Raw genomic sequence first — 15,794 nt, forward strand, 5'->3', positions numbered from 1 at the left:
CAGCGAGTTGCACCACGCGGTCAGCAATAGAGTCCCGAACCCAAAATGCGCTGGCCGCTACGGGTTCTCTCACACCCTCAGAAGGAGGCGAACCGTCCAGTGGAACCTACGTCCCTAGCGCCACTTCCTCCGATCCAAAGGTGGAGGAGGACAGCCTGGATCGCGGTGATGGCGATCTTTGCTGGCATTGCCGCTAGCGGCACGATCCCTCGTGGTGCTGCAATGAGCAACCGGCTCATGGTGCTTGTTGTTGCACTGCTACCGCGTCACAGGATCGAGTAAGTGACTGCCCCCGGGACGAGTTGGCACTCGTCCCGGGGGCAGCCCTTTCATGACTGCGTTACTATGCCACCGAATCTGGGAAAATCGCGTCCATCGTTTTCGCCCCGTCCTGAATCACCGGCCGCAGCTGGTGGCGGTAGACCAGCTCGGTCACCTTCGTATCGGAGTGCCCCACAAGCCGCGAGATCTCCTCGATCGTGAGCCCGTTGTCAGAGAGCAGTGACACGAAGCTGTGGCGCAGTTCACGAGGCGTCCAGTCCTGCGGTTCGAGGCCGGCGATTTTGAGGATGCGCCGGAAGCCGCGCCGGACGTTGGCTGCGTCGAGTTCTGTCCCGACGTCCGATGCGAACACGATCCCGTGTTCCTGCCACCGGTCGCTGGCCAACTCGCGCTGCCGCTTCTGCCGGCGCGCCTGGCGCTCCATAGCTTCGACGGCCCGCCCCGGGAGCGCGAGTGACCGCCGAGACTTCTTAGTTTTAGTGTCGCCGCCAGCCCGCACCGACCGCCACACGTTGACGTGAGGCGGAATCGGAGGGTCCGCGTCGACCTTTCCAACAAGATCGACCTCCGGCCACAAGAGGGGACGAGCTTCCTCGGTCCGCGCTCCGGTCAGGAGCGAAACCACCGTGTAGTCCCCGTACGTTGAGTCCTCCGCTTCGGCCGCGCCGAGTACCGCCACGGCCTGAGCGAGCGTCAGGGACTTCGATCGCCGTCCAGCTCGACCGGTCGGAAGCTCGTCGCACAGCAGAACCACGTTCCGAATCCCCTTGCCCTTTGGCCGCTTGGCAGCGCGGTTGATCGAGCGCCGGAGGATCGAGCGGAGGTCGTGCAGAGTGCGAGTGGCGAGCACCTCTGCCTTTTCCTCCAGCCAGGCGTCGACATCGTCAACGGTCAGTTCCTTCGTCTGCCGTGGGTCCAGAAGGACTCGACCGCCCAACGCCGGAATGATGTGCGTTTCGGCCAGGATGGTCAGCTTCTCCACCGTCGCGGTGCTTCGGCCGTTGAGGCCGTGGCTGAGGAAATCTCGGACCGCCTCCGTCACCGTGAAGCCGCCGACCGCGGTCGCCGAACCCTCCTTCCTGCGTTCCAGCAGCCGGTCGAGCGCCGCCTTGGCTTCCGTCTTCGTCTTGCCGCTGCCCCTGCGAACGATGCGCTTGCCGTTCGGCCGCCAGCCGACGGTCAGTTCGGCGATCCAGCGCTGCCGGGGCTCGGACCAGTACAGGCCGCCGTCTCCATGGCTACGCGTTTTCGGCATAGCTGACCCCCGCTTCCTTCATGAGCAACTCGACGTACTGCTGGATGGCGACGGCCGGCACGAGCCGGGCGCGTCCCTGCTTGACCGAGTGCAAGCGCCCCGCGCGCAACTGTTCGTAGATGACTGAGCGGCTCATCGAGAGCAGGCGCATCGCTTCGGTGATCCGGTAGAGGTGCCGTTCGGGCACTGCGACCGGCATGGGTACGGCGTTCATCGATCCCCCTCGGTGTCGTGGTCCGGCTTGGTGGGCGCGACGTCCGCGACCTCCGCGACCGGGCTGGTCAGCACAGGTGCAAGCGACGGTTGGGTGCCGCGACCGTCCGCGACCCCGGTTGCGGAGGTCGCGGCCAAGCTCGGCGCCTCCGCGACGCCCGCGGAGGTGCTGACCTGCGGGGTCGCGGCGGTCGCGGCAGTCGCGTCCGTTTCGAGCGGCGGGAGGTAGCGGCTCCAGGCATCGGCAAGTCCGCCGTCGCCGTCGATGCGATAGCCCTTCAGCGTCTTGCCGCTGACCTTGAGATCCTTCGGCCGGACCAGGTACCGGTCGAGTTCCTTCGCGAGACGGCGGCTGTCGAGCGGCTTGCCCTGGACATCGGTCCACGGGCCGTCTTCGATGCCGTGTAGCTCGCGGATCAGCTCGGCCGTCACCATGCGGTCGGTGTTCTCGACCGTGAAGATCTGCCGGACGTCCGCCAGCAGTCGCACGCCGATCGAGGCCGGTTGCGCGGTTGCTTCGAGCACGAAGTGCCGGCAAGCCCGCCGCGCTGTCTCCGGCCAGTGCCCGCCGGCCGCGTCCGCGATGGCCAGCAGCGGCCGCCAGATCTCCGCCGCCCGGTCGCGGACGCCATCCGGGCGTTCCGGCCGCGCGCGGCTCACCTCGTCGCCGACGCGACCGACCCACTCCGCCAGCTCGGCGCGCACCGGCGCCGACTCCCGCTCGACGTCCTCTTCGATGAACTCCTCGACGACTTCGTCAAAGCGGCGCTTGCGCATGTGCACGGTGATCGCACGGGTGGTGATCGTGTCCGGCATCCCACCGGCGATCCCGGCGAGCGCGACCGGCGCGTAGACCGGGAACCGGGTCACGTTCATGCTCTTGGCGTCGCCGACGCACCGCGTCACCGTCGCCGAGCGCTTGTAGCCTGCGTTCAGCAGCGCGCGGAGGTCCTCGTTGTTCCCGCCCGTCTTCGGGTTGAACACCGCGTCGATCTCGTCGAACAGCAGCGTCATCGGGCCGTCGGCGAGCATTCGGAAGATCGCGGCCGGGGTGATGCTGATGGTCATCTCCGGCTTGGCGACGAGGTACTGCGCGACCTCCAGCACGCGCGTCTTGCCGCTCCCCGGCTCCGCCGAGTCGAGGATCAGACGCGGCGTGACGTAGAGCCGTTCGGCGACGTGGGTGTGGGCGTACCAGAGCGCCAGCGTCGGCGCGGCGTGCTCGTTGGCGAATGCGGAGAAGCGCGACACGAACGTCACGACCGCGTCGAGGACTTCGTGACCCGGCTTCGCGAAGGCTCCGGCTGGTGCCGGTCCGAGCCAGGTGAGCGGGTGGACCGGCGCGGCCTCCGGGAGCGACTCGCTCGGCTGGGCGCCGCCGTCCTCTGCCGGCTTGGCTGCGATATGGCGGCCGCGCCAGACGCGCTGGCAGTTCTCCGAGCAGAAGTCGCCGGACGGCGAGTCGCCGCGCGGTCGGCCGCACTGCTGGCACTGGGGCGCTGGCTCATCAGAGATCACGAAGTCGATTACGGACAGGGTGTCGTCGATTTCGGACATCAGGCAGCCACCTCCAGGCGCGTGGTCGGTTCGTCGTCGCCTCCGGCCTCGCAGTAGCGCCTCCAGAGGTCGTCGAGCCGTTCGGTGTCGTCGAGACGGCGGCGGAGAACGTCCGTTGCCGAGTCGCTGTCGATGGCCTGGACCAGGCGCACGGCGTGCTCACGAACGGCGCGGCGGTAGGCGTCCTTCACGACAAGCGCTTTGAGCCACGTGCCGTAGTACGCCGGCGGCAGGATGGGACCGTCCGAATAGGTCTCGACGATCCAGAGACCGACGTGGTGCAGGCGGTTCGCCTGTCCGGAACGCAGCTCCGCCGGGGTCTTCTCCCGAGCGTGGTCGATCACGGCCATGGGCGTCGGCGACTGGTCCGCGGCGACCAGTTCGATGACGAGCTGGAGCACGTACGCGGCCACCGGTGAGCCGAAGTCGTCGGCGCGCATCCCCGCGAGAAGCCGCCGCGCGGCCGCGATACGAACCTGCATGACGCATCCGAGGAACTGACGCTCGGGGTCGAGCAGTGTGGTCTTCATGGGTGTGGCCTTTCGGTCGAGCTGCGAGTCAGCGGTTGTCGTCGCGGCGGTCGCGGTCGCGGAGATCGCGGTACGACCGGCGGGTGCGGAGGCAGGTGTTGTAGGCGCGGCGGCCGGCGCGGAGCGTGCGGCCGGTCCCGTTGCACCGGCGGCAGAGCCGGATCGCGCGGAGCAGCGGCGAGCGGAAAGAGCCAAAGCCCCGGCAGGAACGGCACGGCTTGTACGGGTAGACCGCGCACGACCACGAGTAACCAAGAGTGACAAGCGTGAGCATGATCAGGATCACGGCGATTGGACTGCTAAGGGGGTTCAACGGAGCCTCCGGGGCTGTTCTTGGCCGCACTCGACCCGCGCCTCTAGGCGCTAGGGCGCCGATCAGCGGTGTTGTGAAGGTCTAGGGAGGGCTCTAGGTCTAGAGGGAAGAGGCTCTAGACCTAGAGCCCTGCGAGAGCTAGCCGCTCTTGCGGTTCCGATCACGCTCGGTCAGTGCGTCGGCGATCCACTCGCGCTTGACGCCCATCCGGTTGGCGCCCTTGCCGGTGTCGACGTCGTTACCCCAAACCTGCTTCGTGGTGATCCCAAGCGGCTTCAGCGCGGTGGAGAGCTGGGTTGCTTTCGCAGCCCCGGTCGGCAGTTCGGCCCATGGGCCGTAGACCGCCGGACGCAGCTCGGCGAGCCGGTCGACGATGCGTTCCGACCACGCCTTCTCGGCGTCGCCGATCGCGGTCAGCACGTCGGCGAGCAAAGTGCTCGTGTCCTCGTCCTCCTCGGGGGTGAGGTCGAGACCAGCCGCGTAGCCGGTCAGCCGTCCGGCCGCGAGCCGCGCTGTTCGAGCGCGGGCCGCGATCTTCTCGGCGTCCGGACCGTCGATGTAGACGCCGCGGGTGATGCGCGGCTCGTCGCCTTCGCCGGCCAGGTAACCGATGCCCTTGTCCCGAAAGGACAGCGTGGTGGCTCGGATGCCGTTCCGGTACGACGAGGTGCCAAGGACCATGTCGTTCGCCTGCTGGCCCGTGACCTTGAGGCAGAACCGCATGACTGCGTTATCACTGATCGCGGTCGGGATGCTCTTCGCGTCCGGCCGTTGCGTGGCCAGCAGGATGATGATCCCCAGCGCCGGGCCGCGCTTCACGAGGTCGGTGCAGACCTCCTCGATCTCCGCGCCGTAGTCAGGGTGCTCGAACCACTTCTGACATTCGTCGACGCCGATCACGATCGGGTGCAGGCCGAGGGACTTCTTGCCGGCCAGCTCCGGCGTGACCCTGTTCTCCGGGCACAGGTCCTTCGGCAGCTCGCGGATCACCTTCGCGCGCCGCCGCAGCTCCTCGGCGAGCGCCCGCAGGTCGGCGACGGCGTACGCGATGTCGTCGGGCTCGTCCCCGGCGCGGTACCGGTGGGAGACCGCCGCCAGCGGCGAGAGGTCGCCGGTCCCCTTGAGGTCGAACGAGTGCAGCTCGGCCCGCGGGTCCAGCGCGGCAATCAGCAGCAGCTCTCGCAGCGTGAACGTCTTGCCCATCCGCGGGATCGCGCCGATGACCATGGAGATGAACATCAGGGTGACGTCCACCCACCGGCCGCGCTGGTCGGTACCGAACGGCTGCGGCTTGAACAGGTCGACGGTGCCGGGCTTCCGTAGCGGCCAAACGGGCTGACGCGACTTGGACATGTCCTGGTCGCCGACCCACAGCACCATGCGCCCGGGGTGCACCTCGGCGTTGCCCTCCGGCCAGACGCACCCGAGCGGTCGGCCGAGACCCGAAGCGAGCTTGGCGCGGCGCTCGACCACTTCCCCGACCGTCACACCCGGCGGAAGGTCGACGTCCGCGCGCCAACCCGGCCCGTCGCGGGTGATCGGTGCCGTGAAGCCGATCGCGTTGGGGTTCTTGGCAAGGGCCTGGTTGATGCCCGCGACGCCGAGCACCGACAGTGCCTGAACGACGTTGTCACTCGTCAGCTTTTGCACCTGCGTGGACAGGACGGCGCGAGACGACACCACGGGGTTGTCCCGGGTGGACCCGAGCTTCCCCAGCAGGGCGACCGCGACAGCGCCGCAAGCCCAGATCACCCACTCCGGCAACACGTTCGGCAGGGTGAACACCAGGACCAGGCCGACCGTCGACACAAGACCGAGCTGGATCAGGCGGAGGACGACTCGCCGGTCTCGCTGTTGCGACAGCTTCAAGTACAGGTCGGCCTTGTCGGCCGTGGCCGTCTCCGAACGGGCCGGACGCCCCTCGGCGTCGGTTACGTACCGGCCGGTTGCCGCCAGCAGCAAGAGGAGGCCGCGAGGTGAGCGCACCGCGAGCCGGAGCGCGTAGAGCGGCGACCGGGCAGCGTGGTAGCCCGCTTTGTGCGCGTAGTGCTTCCCCACCCACTTCGCAGCGTCCTTCGCGTCGGCCGTGGACTTGAGGTAGCTGGGGACGATCGCCTGTCGGTTCTGGGAGCGAAGGCGGTCCAGCCACGACGAGCCGTCCGTGACTCGGCGGTCGACCGGGACGGCCGGCGACTGCTCCGCGGTCTCGTCGCCGGGCTCGGCGTCGATGACGAACGGGTCGGCCTCCGCGGAAGCTGTGCTGGGGAACGCGATCACGCGCCCGCCGTGCGGTTCGTTGGTGGTGCTCATCAGTCGTTCACCTCCTGGTCGGTGGTGTCGCGTACGAGGTGTGCAAGGGCGGCGCCGCAGCCGAGGACGGCCACCGGCAGGCAGGAGACGAGCGTGGTCACCGGCCAGGGAGCGCGTTCGATGTCCGCGGCAGACATCAGGTGGTATGCGACCTGGCCGACCATCCCGAGGACGAGCGAGCCCAGGGCCGACCACTTCGCGAAGGTCCGGACTCGGTGGGTCCGGGTCGCCGGGGACAGCCAGACCCGCAGGGCGAACGCCGCGTAGGTCTCGACCCCAATCGGGAGCGTGATCGCCGAGTTGATCGTCAGGTGATCCCAGATGCCCGGCAGGAGCTGGATCGGGCCGAACCCGGTCAGCCTGCCGAGACCGACCCAGCCGCTCCAGACGGCGACGAACGCTGGCAGGGCCAGCAGGAGCACCGGCCACAGCTTGATCTGTCGCGCCTTCCCCAGCTCCGTGCCCGGGTCTGCGGTGGCGTTGACCTGCGGCTCTTCGTCGTCTGCGGTCGGTCCTTCCCGAATCTCGGGCGCCGGAGCCGGTTCCTCGGCCTCGGCGGGTTCAGTCACCGCGTGCAGCTTTCGCACGGATTTCGTGTCGGCGTCCTCGTTCAGCGCGGCGAGGATGGCGCGCGCCTTCGGAGCGCCCACTTTGAACTCGGTCATGATCCGGTTCCGCGAGGGGCATTCACCGAGGTCTGCGGCGAACTCCTGGACTCGGGGGAGCAGGTCGATGACCGAAGGCGGGTACGCGCTTCGGGTGTTCGTGGGCGTGTCGAGCCCTACCATGAGATTTCTCCTGACTGGCTTGGAAGTGGTCGGGAGCCCGGTCCGGCGGGTGGTTCTTGGCTGTTCCGTGCGCCGGGCCGGGGCGAAATCAAGCAGCCGCGCCTGGGCAGTCCGGCCGGCCTCGGAGGGTCGAGCTGACGTTCTGGCGGCTGATGCGCCGGACGTGTCGATGCGTGGCGGCGCGATCCGCGATCGGCGCCGGGCCGGTGTTCGCCGGTTCCTGGTCGAGCGCCGTCACGAAGTACTCGGCGATCATCGCGTCGATGTCCGACTCGGTCAGTCCGTCCGGCGCGTAGCTGGGCAAAGGGATGAGGTCATCCATTGGTGTGAACTCCAAGAACTTGTAGGTCTCCCGCTCGGGAGCGGCCTGTGTCGGCCGGAACTCAACGTAAGTCCTGTCTATTAACTCTGTCAACTGACTTGGGAGAGCTGACTTAGCCAACTGACTTGGCCTACGCTGGTGACATGGCATCCCTGAACCCGGACGATCCGCGTGCGCCGTTCCTGCAAGTGGCTGGCGGTCTCCGGGCCGCGATCCTGTCGGGGGAGTACGCCCCAGGAGCCCAGTTGCCGACCTACCAGGAACTGGCCGATACCTGGGCGGTCGCGGTGAACACGGCCAAGAGCGCCGTTGCCCACCTCAGGGAAGAGGGCCTGGTGGTTATCCGGCACGGCAAGGGCTCATTCGTCCGCACCCAGCCGGCCGAAGGCGATTCCACCGTTCGCTCCGAGGCATCGGGAGACGAGCGGGTCTGGCAGGCCATTGCCGAGATCAGGAAGCGTCTCGGCGAGATCGAGCGGAAGCTGGATGCCGGCTAGCCGAACAGGTTGCTCAGGAAGGTCGCCACGCCGTCGACGACGTCGACCCCACCGCCGAAAAGGCCGCTGACCCACCGAGCCGAGTCGGCCGGATGCTTGACGACCAGCACGATGACGGCGAGCCCCAGAAGCAGGCCGACCACCTTCCACAGCATGCCGCCGCCGCTCTTCATGACCGGGAAATTGCTCTTCGCCATAACGGTCTCCTCTCGTCTGCGACTGGCCCGGGAGGCCGGTCCGGCTCGGGGTTTCGATCCGGCGTTGTCGCTGATGAACTCAGGAAACCGCGCAGGGGCGGGGGTGCAGCAGTGTGCACGCGGGGGTGCGTTTTTGCACGTGGGGGGTGCACGGGGGGTGCTTTAATGACCTTCGGAGGTATCGGTGGTCGACAAGGGGAAGCAGCCGAATGCACTTCTAGCTGCGGTTATGCGACAGGCGGGGGCGACCAATAAGGGCTTTGCCCGCCGGGTGCGCGAACGCAGCCAGAAGGACGGCGGCGAGCTGGTCAGCGCCGACCACGTGTCGGTCAAGCGCTGGCTTGACGGCACGAAGCCGCACCCGCGCACCTGTCAGCTGATCGCCGGCGTCCTCGGCGAGCTGCTCGGCCGGCCTGTCGGCTTGGAGGAGCTCGGCTTTGGCGGCGGCGCTGAAATCGCGTCGGATGACGTCGGCCTCGAGTACCCCGAAGAGATCGCCCACAGCCTGATCGCGCTGGGCGCCATCACCGAACTCGAGTTGCGGACGCCGAAGCGGGTCGGCCCGCTGGCCGTCGTGCCGGAGGCGTGGAGCGGACTGGTCATCCGGTGGCTGACCGACTCCGACAACGAAGGATCGCGGCCGCCGGTTGAACCACGCTCGATCACCGTCGTGGACGTCGAGGCGGTCCGCGAAGCAACCGCGATGTTCAGCAGCTTCGACTACAAGTACGGCGGTGGCCGGCCGAAGTCCCTCGTCGCGTCGTTCCTCGACCAGGAGATCTTGCCGAACATCGGGCACGTGTCCCCGCACGACCCGGTCGGCCGGGAGTACTTCCGAGAGGTCGCGGCCCTCACGCGGCTCGCCGGCTGGACTGCGTACGACACGGGCGCGCACGGGCTCGCGCAGCGATACCTGACCCAGGCGTTCCGCCTGGCGAAGGCTGCCGGTGACAAGCCGCTTTGCGGCCGAATCCTCGCGGGCATGTCGCACCAGGCGAACTTCCTCGGGCACTTCCAGCGCGCAGTCGACTTGGCACGAGCCGCGTACAAGGGCGCCAACGGCTACGCCACCCCGACGACGATGGCGCTCTTCCACGCGATGGAAGCAAGGGCGCTCGCGTCGCTCGGCCGGCAGGAGGACGTCACGGCCGCGCTGCTCACGGCCGAGCGTTGGCACGGCCAGGGCAACCGGGTTAACGACCCCGAGTGGATTCACTACTTCGACGAAGCCGAGCTGCACGCGGAGTTCGCACATTGCTTCCGCGACATCGGGAACGCCGAGCTGGCGAACCACCACGCCGCTGCGTCCATCGCGGTCTCAGCGTCTACCTACGTCAGGAGCCTCTCGTTCTGTCGGACCGTGCTGGCCACGGCGCACCTCCAAGGCGGAAACCTCGAAGAGGCGTTGGACGTGGCCAGGTCCGTTGTCGAGACGGCGGCCAAGCTGAAGTCCTTCCGCGTTCTCTCGTACCTCGACGACTTCCGCGGGCGGCTGGGCGGGCACGCCGGCGACCCGCTGGTGAAGGAGTTCCTCGACTTCGCCAGCACCCACCTGCCGTCAGAAAACCTTCCAGTAGCGGGGCGCCTGGTCGTCGCGTAGGTCGGCGATCCGCTTCTGCACCTCGGCTTTGACGTCGGCGGACTCGTCCACGGTCTGCGAGAGCCACATGGTCATGTTCAGCTCTCGCGTCGCCCTGACGACGGAGAACCCATCCCACTTGATCGGATCGAATCCGTACGCCTCGGTGTACGAGTCGTACTCGGCTTCGGAGGCCCATCCGAACGCCTGATGGCGAACCGAAAGCACGGCCGCGTCCCACTCACGCGGCCCGAAGGCGAAGTCCTCGAAGTCGATCAGGTTCAGCGTCCCGTCAGGGGCGCGCATGACGTTCCCGGGGTGCGCGTCGCCGTGCACGGGACCGGCTGGCAGCGGGAACTCAAGGCCCCGGAACTTCTCGGAGAGTTCCTCGTACCGCTCGCGCAGGAAGTCGAGGTCGGCCTCAGGCAGCTTGCCCTTCAGGGCCTGCAGGCGCGGTTCAACCTTCGGCATCGGGGAGAACGCCGGCAGACGGAAATCCGTCGGGTGGGGGAGCGCATGCAGGTCGTGGAGCAGCTTCCCGAACTCCGCCGGCGTGATCGGGGTGTCGTCCTCTTCGAGGCAGTTCCAGAACGTGACGGGTAGCCCGTCTTCGATGAACGGCTGTTCTGCGCCGCGCAACGACGTGGCAGCAGGGAACGCGTTCTCCGCGAGCCAGCTGGCGACGAGCACTTCCTTCGTCGCCGCCGGGACCGAGCGTCCGACGCGGACGACTGCCGAGGCATCGGCCAGGCGGAAGATGGCGTTCTCCCCGAACCGGACCCGCTTCGCGCCGGCCGCGTCGAGCCCGGCGAACGCGCATGCGGCCTCGAAGACAGCCTGCGTCCGCTCTGACGTGAATGCCTTCGTCGTGGTCATCAGACTCCTCTGCGGGGGTGCCTCAGCCAGGCTAGAGCTTTGGCGGGAATGTGTGCTTGCCGAGCAGCGATGTGGGGTCCGGCCGACGCGCCGCCTGGAGGGAGGACAGGACGCGCCGGCCGGAGGCTTGTCACGGCCACGTGTCCGCGGCGCGGCCTTTCAGCGACTGGGCGATCTTCGGGTACGTCTCCAAGGCGGCTTCGCAGGTCAGGAACACCGCGCCCAGGTGGTGCCGCACGGCGACCGCGACGGCACCGGCGTTGTCCTCGTACAACGTGAACGGTTCGAGCAGGCCGGGGGCGTAGCCGGCGGCCGGGACGAGGCGCACGGATACGCGCGGGTGTCGCGTCACGGCAGCCACGGCGTTCACCTGGTCGCGGAGTTCGTCCGAGGAGCAGACGCCAGAACGTGTTGCGGCTTCGCCAATCAGGAAGGTGTATCGCAAGCCCGACGCGTCGGACGACGCGAGTTGCTGCACCGTTCGGGCGAGCGGACGCACCGTGACATCGTCGATCTCGAACGGGCCACCCTTCCGCAGCGCGCAGGCGTATTCGGTGGTTTGCAGCGCGTCCGGAATCAGCCACGGTGACCACACGAACACGTGCTTGGACTGCTGTTCGTACGTCACGTGCAAGATGTCTCCGGCGCGTCCGGTGTGGTCGATGAAGTCGCATTCACGAGCACGGCGGGCCAGGTCGACCAGATGGTTGCGCATGATCTTCGGTGATTGCAGGACACCGAGGATGTGCGCCACGGTGGTGTCCTCCGGTGCGCGCCTGCCGAGTTCGAAGGCCGACAGCAGGGACGGATGGAGGTCGGCCATCCGGGCGAGCCGGCGAAGGCTGAGGCCGCGTTGGGTGCGGGCTGAGCGGAGCGCGTTCGAAAGAATGATGAGCGCTGGTCGGGATGCTGCGTCGGTCACAGTTGAGACCGCTCCGTTCGGTCGTGGTTCTCGTCGCCTGGATCGTTGAAAAGCGCCGCGGGATCAAGGGCCGTTCCATCCAGCTCGCCGGCGCGCTGGGCGAGCGCTGCGCCGATCTGCACCAGTTGGCGCGCGAGCGCGCGCAAGCCGGACGCATAGCCCGCGTCGTCCGGCTGCAAGGTCAGCAACTCGACCGTCACGCTTCCGATCTTGGAGTTCACCCTTGAGAGGCCGGCGAGCAGTTCGCGGTCACGGGCGTGCATGCGGCACCTCGATCCGCCGGTGCTCGTTCTGGCTTCCGCACACGGGGCACATCCGGCCGGGCTTGGGGATGACCCGGCGGCGGCTGATGCTGGGGCGGTCGTGTTCCAGCGGGAACCGATCGTTGACCAGGCACCAGGGCAGCAGCATGACGATCCGCGGATTGGTCATCTCCGAGTGCAGGTACAGGTGGGCCCAGCCGTCGCCACCGGTGAACTCGTGCCACTCCCAGAAGTCACCACGAGGTCCGGTGACGTTTCTCAGCGGCCGGTCGGCCAGCGCGGTCATCGGATTCCCCGCTCGACTTCGAACTTCCGAAGCGCGGCGGCGGCCTGCGCCCAGTCGGCATCGGTCATGTCGGCGAGCTTCGTCGCGTGCTGACGAGAGTCCATGTCGATCTCGTTGAGCCGCTGGCCGCCGGTGTTGAACAGCGATCCGCCGCACCAGAACGTCGGCCGGTCGTCGCCGGAATCGCTGGTCATGACGTCGGCCTCGGGCGGGCAGTCCGTGCGTCCCGCAGGGAGATGGTCAACGCTTCGGCCAGCTGGTTCCGCAGCTGGGCGACTAGCTCGGCGGTGAGGAAGATCGGTTCTCCTGGCTCTGCCGAGCTCGTCAGCCTGATTCGGCCGTCATCTCGAACTTCAACCTCGACGAGGGCGCGAGCGCCCTGGAGGTCAACCCCCTCGGTCGCTCGGCGGGTACGTAGTGGGTCACGCATGGTGAGTGACGGTACAAAGACGCAGGTCACAAAGGTTTCCTCCTGGGAAACCCAGGTAGGTACGCTGAAGCCATGGACTCGATCGGCACAACGATCCGCCGCCTCCGCCGTTGGCGCGGAATGTCCCTGGACCAGCTCGCCGGCCTGTCCGGCCTGTCAAAGGGGTACCTGTCCAAGATCGAGAACGAGCGCACCGCGATCGACAAGCGCTCGACGCTCGTCGCGATCGCCGGTGCCCTGCGCGTCAGCCTGTTCGACATCACCGGCGACGGTTTGGAGATCCGCGACCCGCAGGCCGGCACCTCCATTCCGGCTATTCGTGACGTCCTGCTGAGCACGGACCTCGACGGCACCGAACCACCGACCGGCGACCTGGGGCAGCTGCTGTCCGAGACGCAGCTGCTCGCCGCGCTGCGCCAGGCGAACCAAGACGCTGAGGTCGGCGCCCGGCTTCCTGACCTGCTGCTGGCGTTGCACACCCATGTGAGCAAGCCGGAAGCACTCCGGTCGCTCGTCACAGCGACTCACACCACCGCGCTGCTGACCAAGGGACTTGGCGCTTTCGAGCTAGCTTGGATCGCCGCAGATCGCGGCCACGAGGCCGCATTGCGGCTCGGCGAGCCCGGCTGGATTGCGCTCGCTGAGTTCGCGCGCACGCAGGCCCTGTCCGGGCTCGGCGCGCATCGGCGAGCCGGCAAGCTCGCCGAACGTGCTCTGGACTTCGTGCCGGCCGACGCCTACGACGTGCGCGGCGCACTGACGCTCACTACGGGCTACACGGAGTCCGTATTGGGCGGAGATGCGGCCGCCGCGCTCGACGAAGCCGCCGGCCTGGCCGAGCACGTCGAGTACGGAAACCGGAATTTCCTGCTGTTCAGCCCGGTCAACGTCGTCCTGTGGCGCATCTCCTCTGCGCTCGAGCGCGGTGACCACGCCGAGGCAGCCCAGCTTGCCGCGACCGTCGATCCGGCCGAACTGACGATCGACTCGCGCCGCACGACGTTCCTGATCGAGCACGCCCGCGCGCTCTACGGCATCCGCCGGCCCGATGAGGAGGTGCTGGCGCTCCTGGTCCAGGCCGAGAAGCTGGGGCACATCCGCACCAGGACGAACCCATTTGTCCGGGAGATCATCTCGACGATGCTCGCGCGGGCTCGGCGTGAGGGCGTGGCCCGGGAAGTCCGCGGCATGGCCGACCGAATGGGAATGATCAAGGCCTCATGACGCGGTGAACCTGCCAATCAGCGTGGAAAATTCATCGTCATCAGGTCGCCAAGGCAGATTTACGGCATCTGAGTGGCACGAGAAATCGGGCGAAAGTCACCCGTTTCTGTAGATATTGGATGCGTGGTGTCGCGCCTTTCGGATAAAGAATGCATACCCTTGGTGTCGCTCCAGGCCTCTCTTGATCAGGCCGGCGTCTATGCCTGCGTATCTGAGTATCGCCACGCCGAGGATCCATTTCAATGAGTCGCGCAACGCAATCTTGGTTTCCCAAGTTGTCCCTGAGGTTGGGAGGAGGTGAGCGGAGTTGTTCCTTGCATCCACGAGGCTTTTGGCCCATTCCGTGGCCACACCCGCAGCGGCTGGGGCGCTCTCGTGAATGTACTCCACCAAACGCAGGAGTCTTTCCTTATATGTGGGCTCGAAGTACCTCAACTTGTCTACTAGCTGATCTGCAGCGTGATCGCCTAGCGGTCCTGGAATTTCACATCGAACGGCATTGGCGGCTATTCGCTGAATCTCTGAGATTGTGTCCTGGTTGAAGATTGTCTCATCGTCCTTATGCATGCGGCGGTCGATGCCTTCCGCGCAAGCAGCCAATTCCATGAGGTCGGTCTCTAGGAATCGCCCAGAGTCGAGCCCAAGGGAGCTGGCCAGAATTGTGGGCACAGGATCGATGTTCGAGAACGATGCGATGGCGTTCGCGACGTTATCTAGAGAAATATCAGGTAGTCGAAGGTAAGAGTATCCAGGTTTAATCGGTTTAACTGGATGATCATCGCGGACTATGGGGTGGTGCACGCGGTTGTAATATTCCGAGCCACTGACTAGCACCTGAAGACTCGTCACCTTGCATGACCGGTCCATCATCACTGAAGCGAGGTTCAACACCGGAGCAACGAAGTCATTGTAGAGCGCATCTAGTGTCGATGCTTGTGCGTCGATCCACAACCACGCTTTGTGCTGGATCTCCATGCCGGTGACTGTCGGTGAAGTGATCTCACGTTTGTGTGTAAGGCGAATCGAACCGGGACGCCCTGGTATCGAAGCCTCTTTCGGCTCTGGCTCGCGGTACGACAGCTCCACAGGCGAACCATCTTCGAACTTCGCATCTTGATACTTCGTGAGCCCAGTGTGAGCGGCCCACTCATCGATATACGTGAACCGCACGACCGCCTTAAGGATCGATTCACCGGGGTTCAGGTGCGCTCCGCGAACAAGCCAATACCCTTCGAATACCTGCGTACCGTTCTCAGACCCTGCCCCGAGGTCACCGAACACCTGGAAGTTCTGGGGGTAGGTATCGGCGTCCAGCAGGGTCACGTTCGGGCGGGTGCCGGTGCTGAGCCGACCATGCACCGTGAAGCGCGTGTCGGGGAACTCTGACGCCGGCAATCCTTGGACCCCGCCGTCTGCCGTAGCTCTCCACTCCACAGGAGCGGTCAACTGCCCGGCCAATGTGATCTTCGGGTTGGGGCCGGATAAGTCGAGCCAGCCAGGCAGGGTTACCTCGGGTTGACCAGCAAGCCAGAAGCGGCCCAACAGGTGCTTCTCATCTCGATCCGCCACGGCTCGCCCCTTTCGCAACCACCGCTCGTCAAGCTGCGAGAGCTTAGACGCACTGCCGCGCCTAGTCATCCGGTTAGAGCGTCGGCGGTCGCTGTCTGGCTGGCGGTGGGGTATCGACGACGTGCAGCTATCTGACGCATCTTGCCTGCTCAGGCCATGTAAGTGAGTGACATACTGGGTGACAATCGTTGAGGTCGACCACGGTCGTTGGCGGACGTCAGCGGACACTAAAGTGTGAGGTCATCGATCGTTCGCCCTTGATCAGGATGTGGCGATCTTGCCCTGATAACGAAGAGGTCCCAGGTTCAAGTCCTGGTAGGCCCACGCAGGTCAAGCCCGGTTCGCGTCTCGCGGACCGGGCTTTTGCGTGACCTGAGTGAC

The 15,794-nt window shown here is 66.6% G+C and carries 18 protein-coding genes; 3 read left to right on the top strand and 15 right to left on the bottom strand.

What is annotated here, in order from left to right; translation table 11 throughout:
• Positions 1-343: 343 nt before the first annotated feature.
• From xerC to ACIA5G_RS09310, 8 genes are all read right to left on the bottom strand, one after another.
• The gene (gene xerC / locus ACIA5G_RS09275) at positions 344-1,537 is read right to left on the bottom strand and encodes a tyrosine recombinase XerC (protein WP_395921799.1); all 1,194 of its coding nucleotides are present in this window, start codon (positions 1,535-1,537) and stop codon (positions 344-346) included.
• On the bottom strand, positions 1,521-1,751 hold the full coding sequence (locus ACIA5G_RS09280) for a helix-turn-helix domain-containing protein (RefSeq protein WP_395921800.1): 231 nt from the start codon (positions 1,749-1,751) through the stop codon (positions 1,521-1,523). Before ACIA5G_RS09280 ends, xerC begins: the two co-directional genes overlap by 17 nt.
• The gene (locus tag ACIA5G_RS09285; RefSeq protein ID WP_395921801.1) at positions 1,748-3,307 is read right to left on the bottom strand and encodes a DUF3631 domain-containing protein; all 1,560 of its coding nucleotides are present in this window, start codon (positions 3,305-3,307) and stop codon (positions 1,748-1,750) included. The genes ACIA5G_RS09280 and ACIA5G_RS09285 overlap by 4 nt, the downstream gene beginning before the upstream one ends.
• Complete coding sequence (locus ACIA5G_RS09290; protein WP_395921803.1) at positions 3,307-3,837, bottom strand: hypothetical protein; 531 nt, start codon at positions 3,835-3,837, stop codon at positions 3,307-3,309. The genes ACIA5G_RS09285 and ACIA5G_RS09290 overlap by 1 nt, the downstream gene beginning before the upstream one ends.
• Before the next feature lie 28 nt (positions 3,838-3,865).
• Positions 3,866-4,111: a hypothetical protein gene (locus ACIA5G_RS09295; RefSeq protein WP_395921804.1), complete on the bottom strand. Its 246-nt coding sequence runs from the start codon at positions 4,109-4,111 to the stop codon at positions 3,866-3,868.
• A 177-nt stretch (positions 4,112-4,288) separates the two neighbouring features.
• Positions 4,289-6,460, bottom strand: coding sequence for a cell division protein FtsK (locus ACIA5G_RS09300; RefSeq protein ID WP_395921806.1), 2,172 nt, complete (start codon positions 6,458-6,460; stop codon positions 4,289-4,291).
• Entirely contained in the window at positions 6,460-7,125 is a 666-nt protein-coding gene (locus ACIA5G_RS09305) for an ABC transporter permease (protein WP_395921807.1), read from the bottom strand. Before ACIA5G_RS09305 ends, ACIA5G_RS09300 begins: the two co-directional genes overlap by 1 nt.
• A gap of 211 nt (positions 7,126-7,336) precedes the next feature.
• Positions 7,337-7,570: a hypothetical protein gene (locus tag ACIA5G_RS09310; protein ID WP_395921809.1), complete on the bottom strand. Its 234-nt coding sequence runs from the start codon at positions 7,568-7,570 to the stop codon at positions 7,337-7,339.
• A gap of 143 nt (positions 7,571-7,713) precedes the next feature.
• Here ACIA5G_RS09310 and ACIA5G_RS09315 point away from each other — a divergent pair, with 143 nt between their 5' ends.
• Positions 7,714-8,067 (top strand): GntR family transcriptional regulator, encoded by a 354-nt coding sequence (locus ACIA5G_RS09315; RefSeq protein ID WP_395921811.1) that lies wholly within the window; start codon positions 7,714-7,716, stop codon positions 8,065-8,067.
• On the opposite strand, the gene ACIA5G_RS09320 is transcribed toward ACIA5G_RS09315, so the two are convergent.
• Positions 8,064-8,264, bottom strand: coding sequence for a hypothetical protein (locus ACIA5G_RS09320; protein ID WP_395921813.1), 201 nt, complete (start codon positions 8,262-8,264; stop codon positions 8,064-8,066). The genes ACIA5G_RS09315 and ACIA5G_RS09320 overlap by 4 nt on opposite strands.
• A 271-nt stretch (positions 8,265-8,535) precedes the next feature.
• Here ACIA5G_RS09320 and ACIA5G_RS09325 point away from each other — a divergent pair, with 271 nt between their 5' ends.
• Complete coding sequence (locus tag ACIA5G_RS09325) at positions 8,536-9,864, top strand: hypothetical protein (RefSeq protein WP_395921815.1); 1,329 nt, start codon at positions 8,536-8,538, stop codon at positions 9,862-9,864.
• On the opposite strand, the gene ACIA5G_RS09330 is transcribed toward ACIA5G_RS09325, so the two are convergent.
• The 5 genes from ACIA5G_RS09330 to ACIA5G_RS09350 all read right to left on the bottom strand — a co-directional run bounded on the left by ACIA5G_RS09330 (position 9,823) and on the right by ACIA5G_RS09350 (position 12,384).
• Positions 9,823-10,719, bottom strand: coding sequence for a phosphotransferase family protein (locus ACIA5G_RS09330; RefSeq protein ID WP_395921816.1), 897 nt, complete (start codon positions 10,717-10,719; stop codon positions 9,823-9,825). The genes ACIA5G_RS09325 and ACIA5G_RS09330 overlap by 42 nt on opposite strands.
• 130 nt (positions 10,720-10,849) lie before the next feature.
• Positions 10,850-11,641, bottom strand: a complete 792-nt coding sequence (locus ACIA5G_RS09335; RefSeq protein WP_395921818.1) for a Scr1 family TA system antitoxin-like transcriptional regulator — start codon at positions 11,639-11,641, stop codon at positions 10,850-10,852.
• The gene (locus tag ACIA5G_RS09340) at positions 11,638-11,904 is read right to left on the bottom strand and encodes a hypothetical protein (protein WP_395921819.1); all 267 of its coding nucleotides are present in this window, start codon (positions 11,902-11,904) and stop codon (positions 11,638-11,640) included. Before ACIA5G_RS09340 ends, ACIA5G_RS09335 begins: the two co-directional genes overlap by 4 nt.
• Complete coding sequence (locus tag ACIA5G_RS09345; RefSeq protein WP_395921820.1) at positions 11,891-12,190, bottom strand: hypothetical protein; 300 nt, start codon at positions 12,188-12,190, stop codon at positions 11,891-11,893. The genes ACIA5G_RS09340 and ACIA5G_RS09345 overlap by 14 nt, the downstream gene beginning before the upstream one ends.
• Positions 12,187-12,384, bottom strand: coding sequence for a hypothetical protein (locus ACIA5G_RS09350; RefSeq protein WP_395921821.1), 198 nt, complete (start codon positions 12,382-12,384; stop codon positions 12,187-12,189). The genes ACIA5G_RS09345 and ACIA5G_RS09350 overlap by 4 nt, the downstream gene beginning before the upstream one ends.
• 308 nt (positions 12,385-12,692) lie before the next feature.
• Between ACIA5G_RS09350 and ACIA5G_RS09355 the strand changes: the two genes are divergently transcribed.
• Positions 12,693-13,844, top strand: a complete 1,152-nt coding sequence (locus tag ACIA5G_RS09355; RefSeq protein WP_395921822.1) for a helix-turn-helix domain-containing protein — start codon at positions 12,693-12,695, stop codon at positions 13,842-13,844.
• A 96-nt stretch (positions 13,845-13,940) separates the two neighbouring features.
• Here the strand turns inward: ACIA5G_RS09355 and ACIA5G_RS09360 are convergent, their stop codons facing one another.
• Entirely contained in the window at positions 13,941-15,413 is a 1,473-nt protein-coding gene (locus ACIA5G_RS09360; RefSeq protein ID WP_395921823.1) for a HEPN domain-containing protein, read from the bottom strand.
• Positions 15,414-15,794: the final 381 nt, after the last annotated feature.

The organism is Amycolatopsis sp. NPDC051758 (assembly GCF_044453095.1).
Taxonomy (GTDB): Bacteria; Actinomycetota; Actinomycetes; order Mycobacteriales; family Pseudonocardiaceae; genus Amycolatopsis.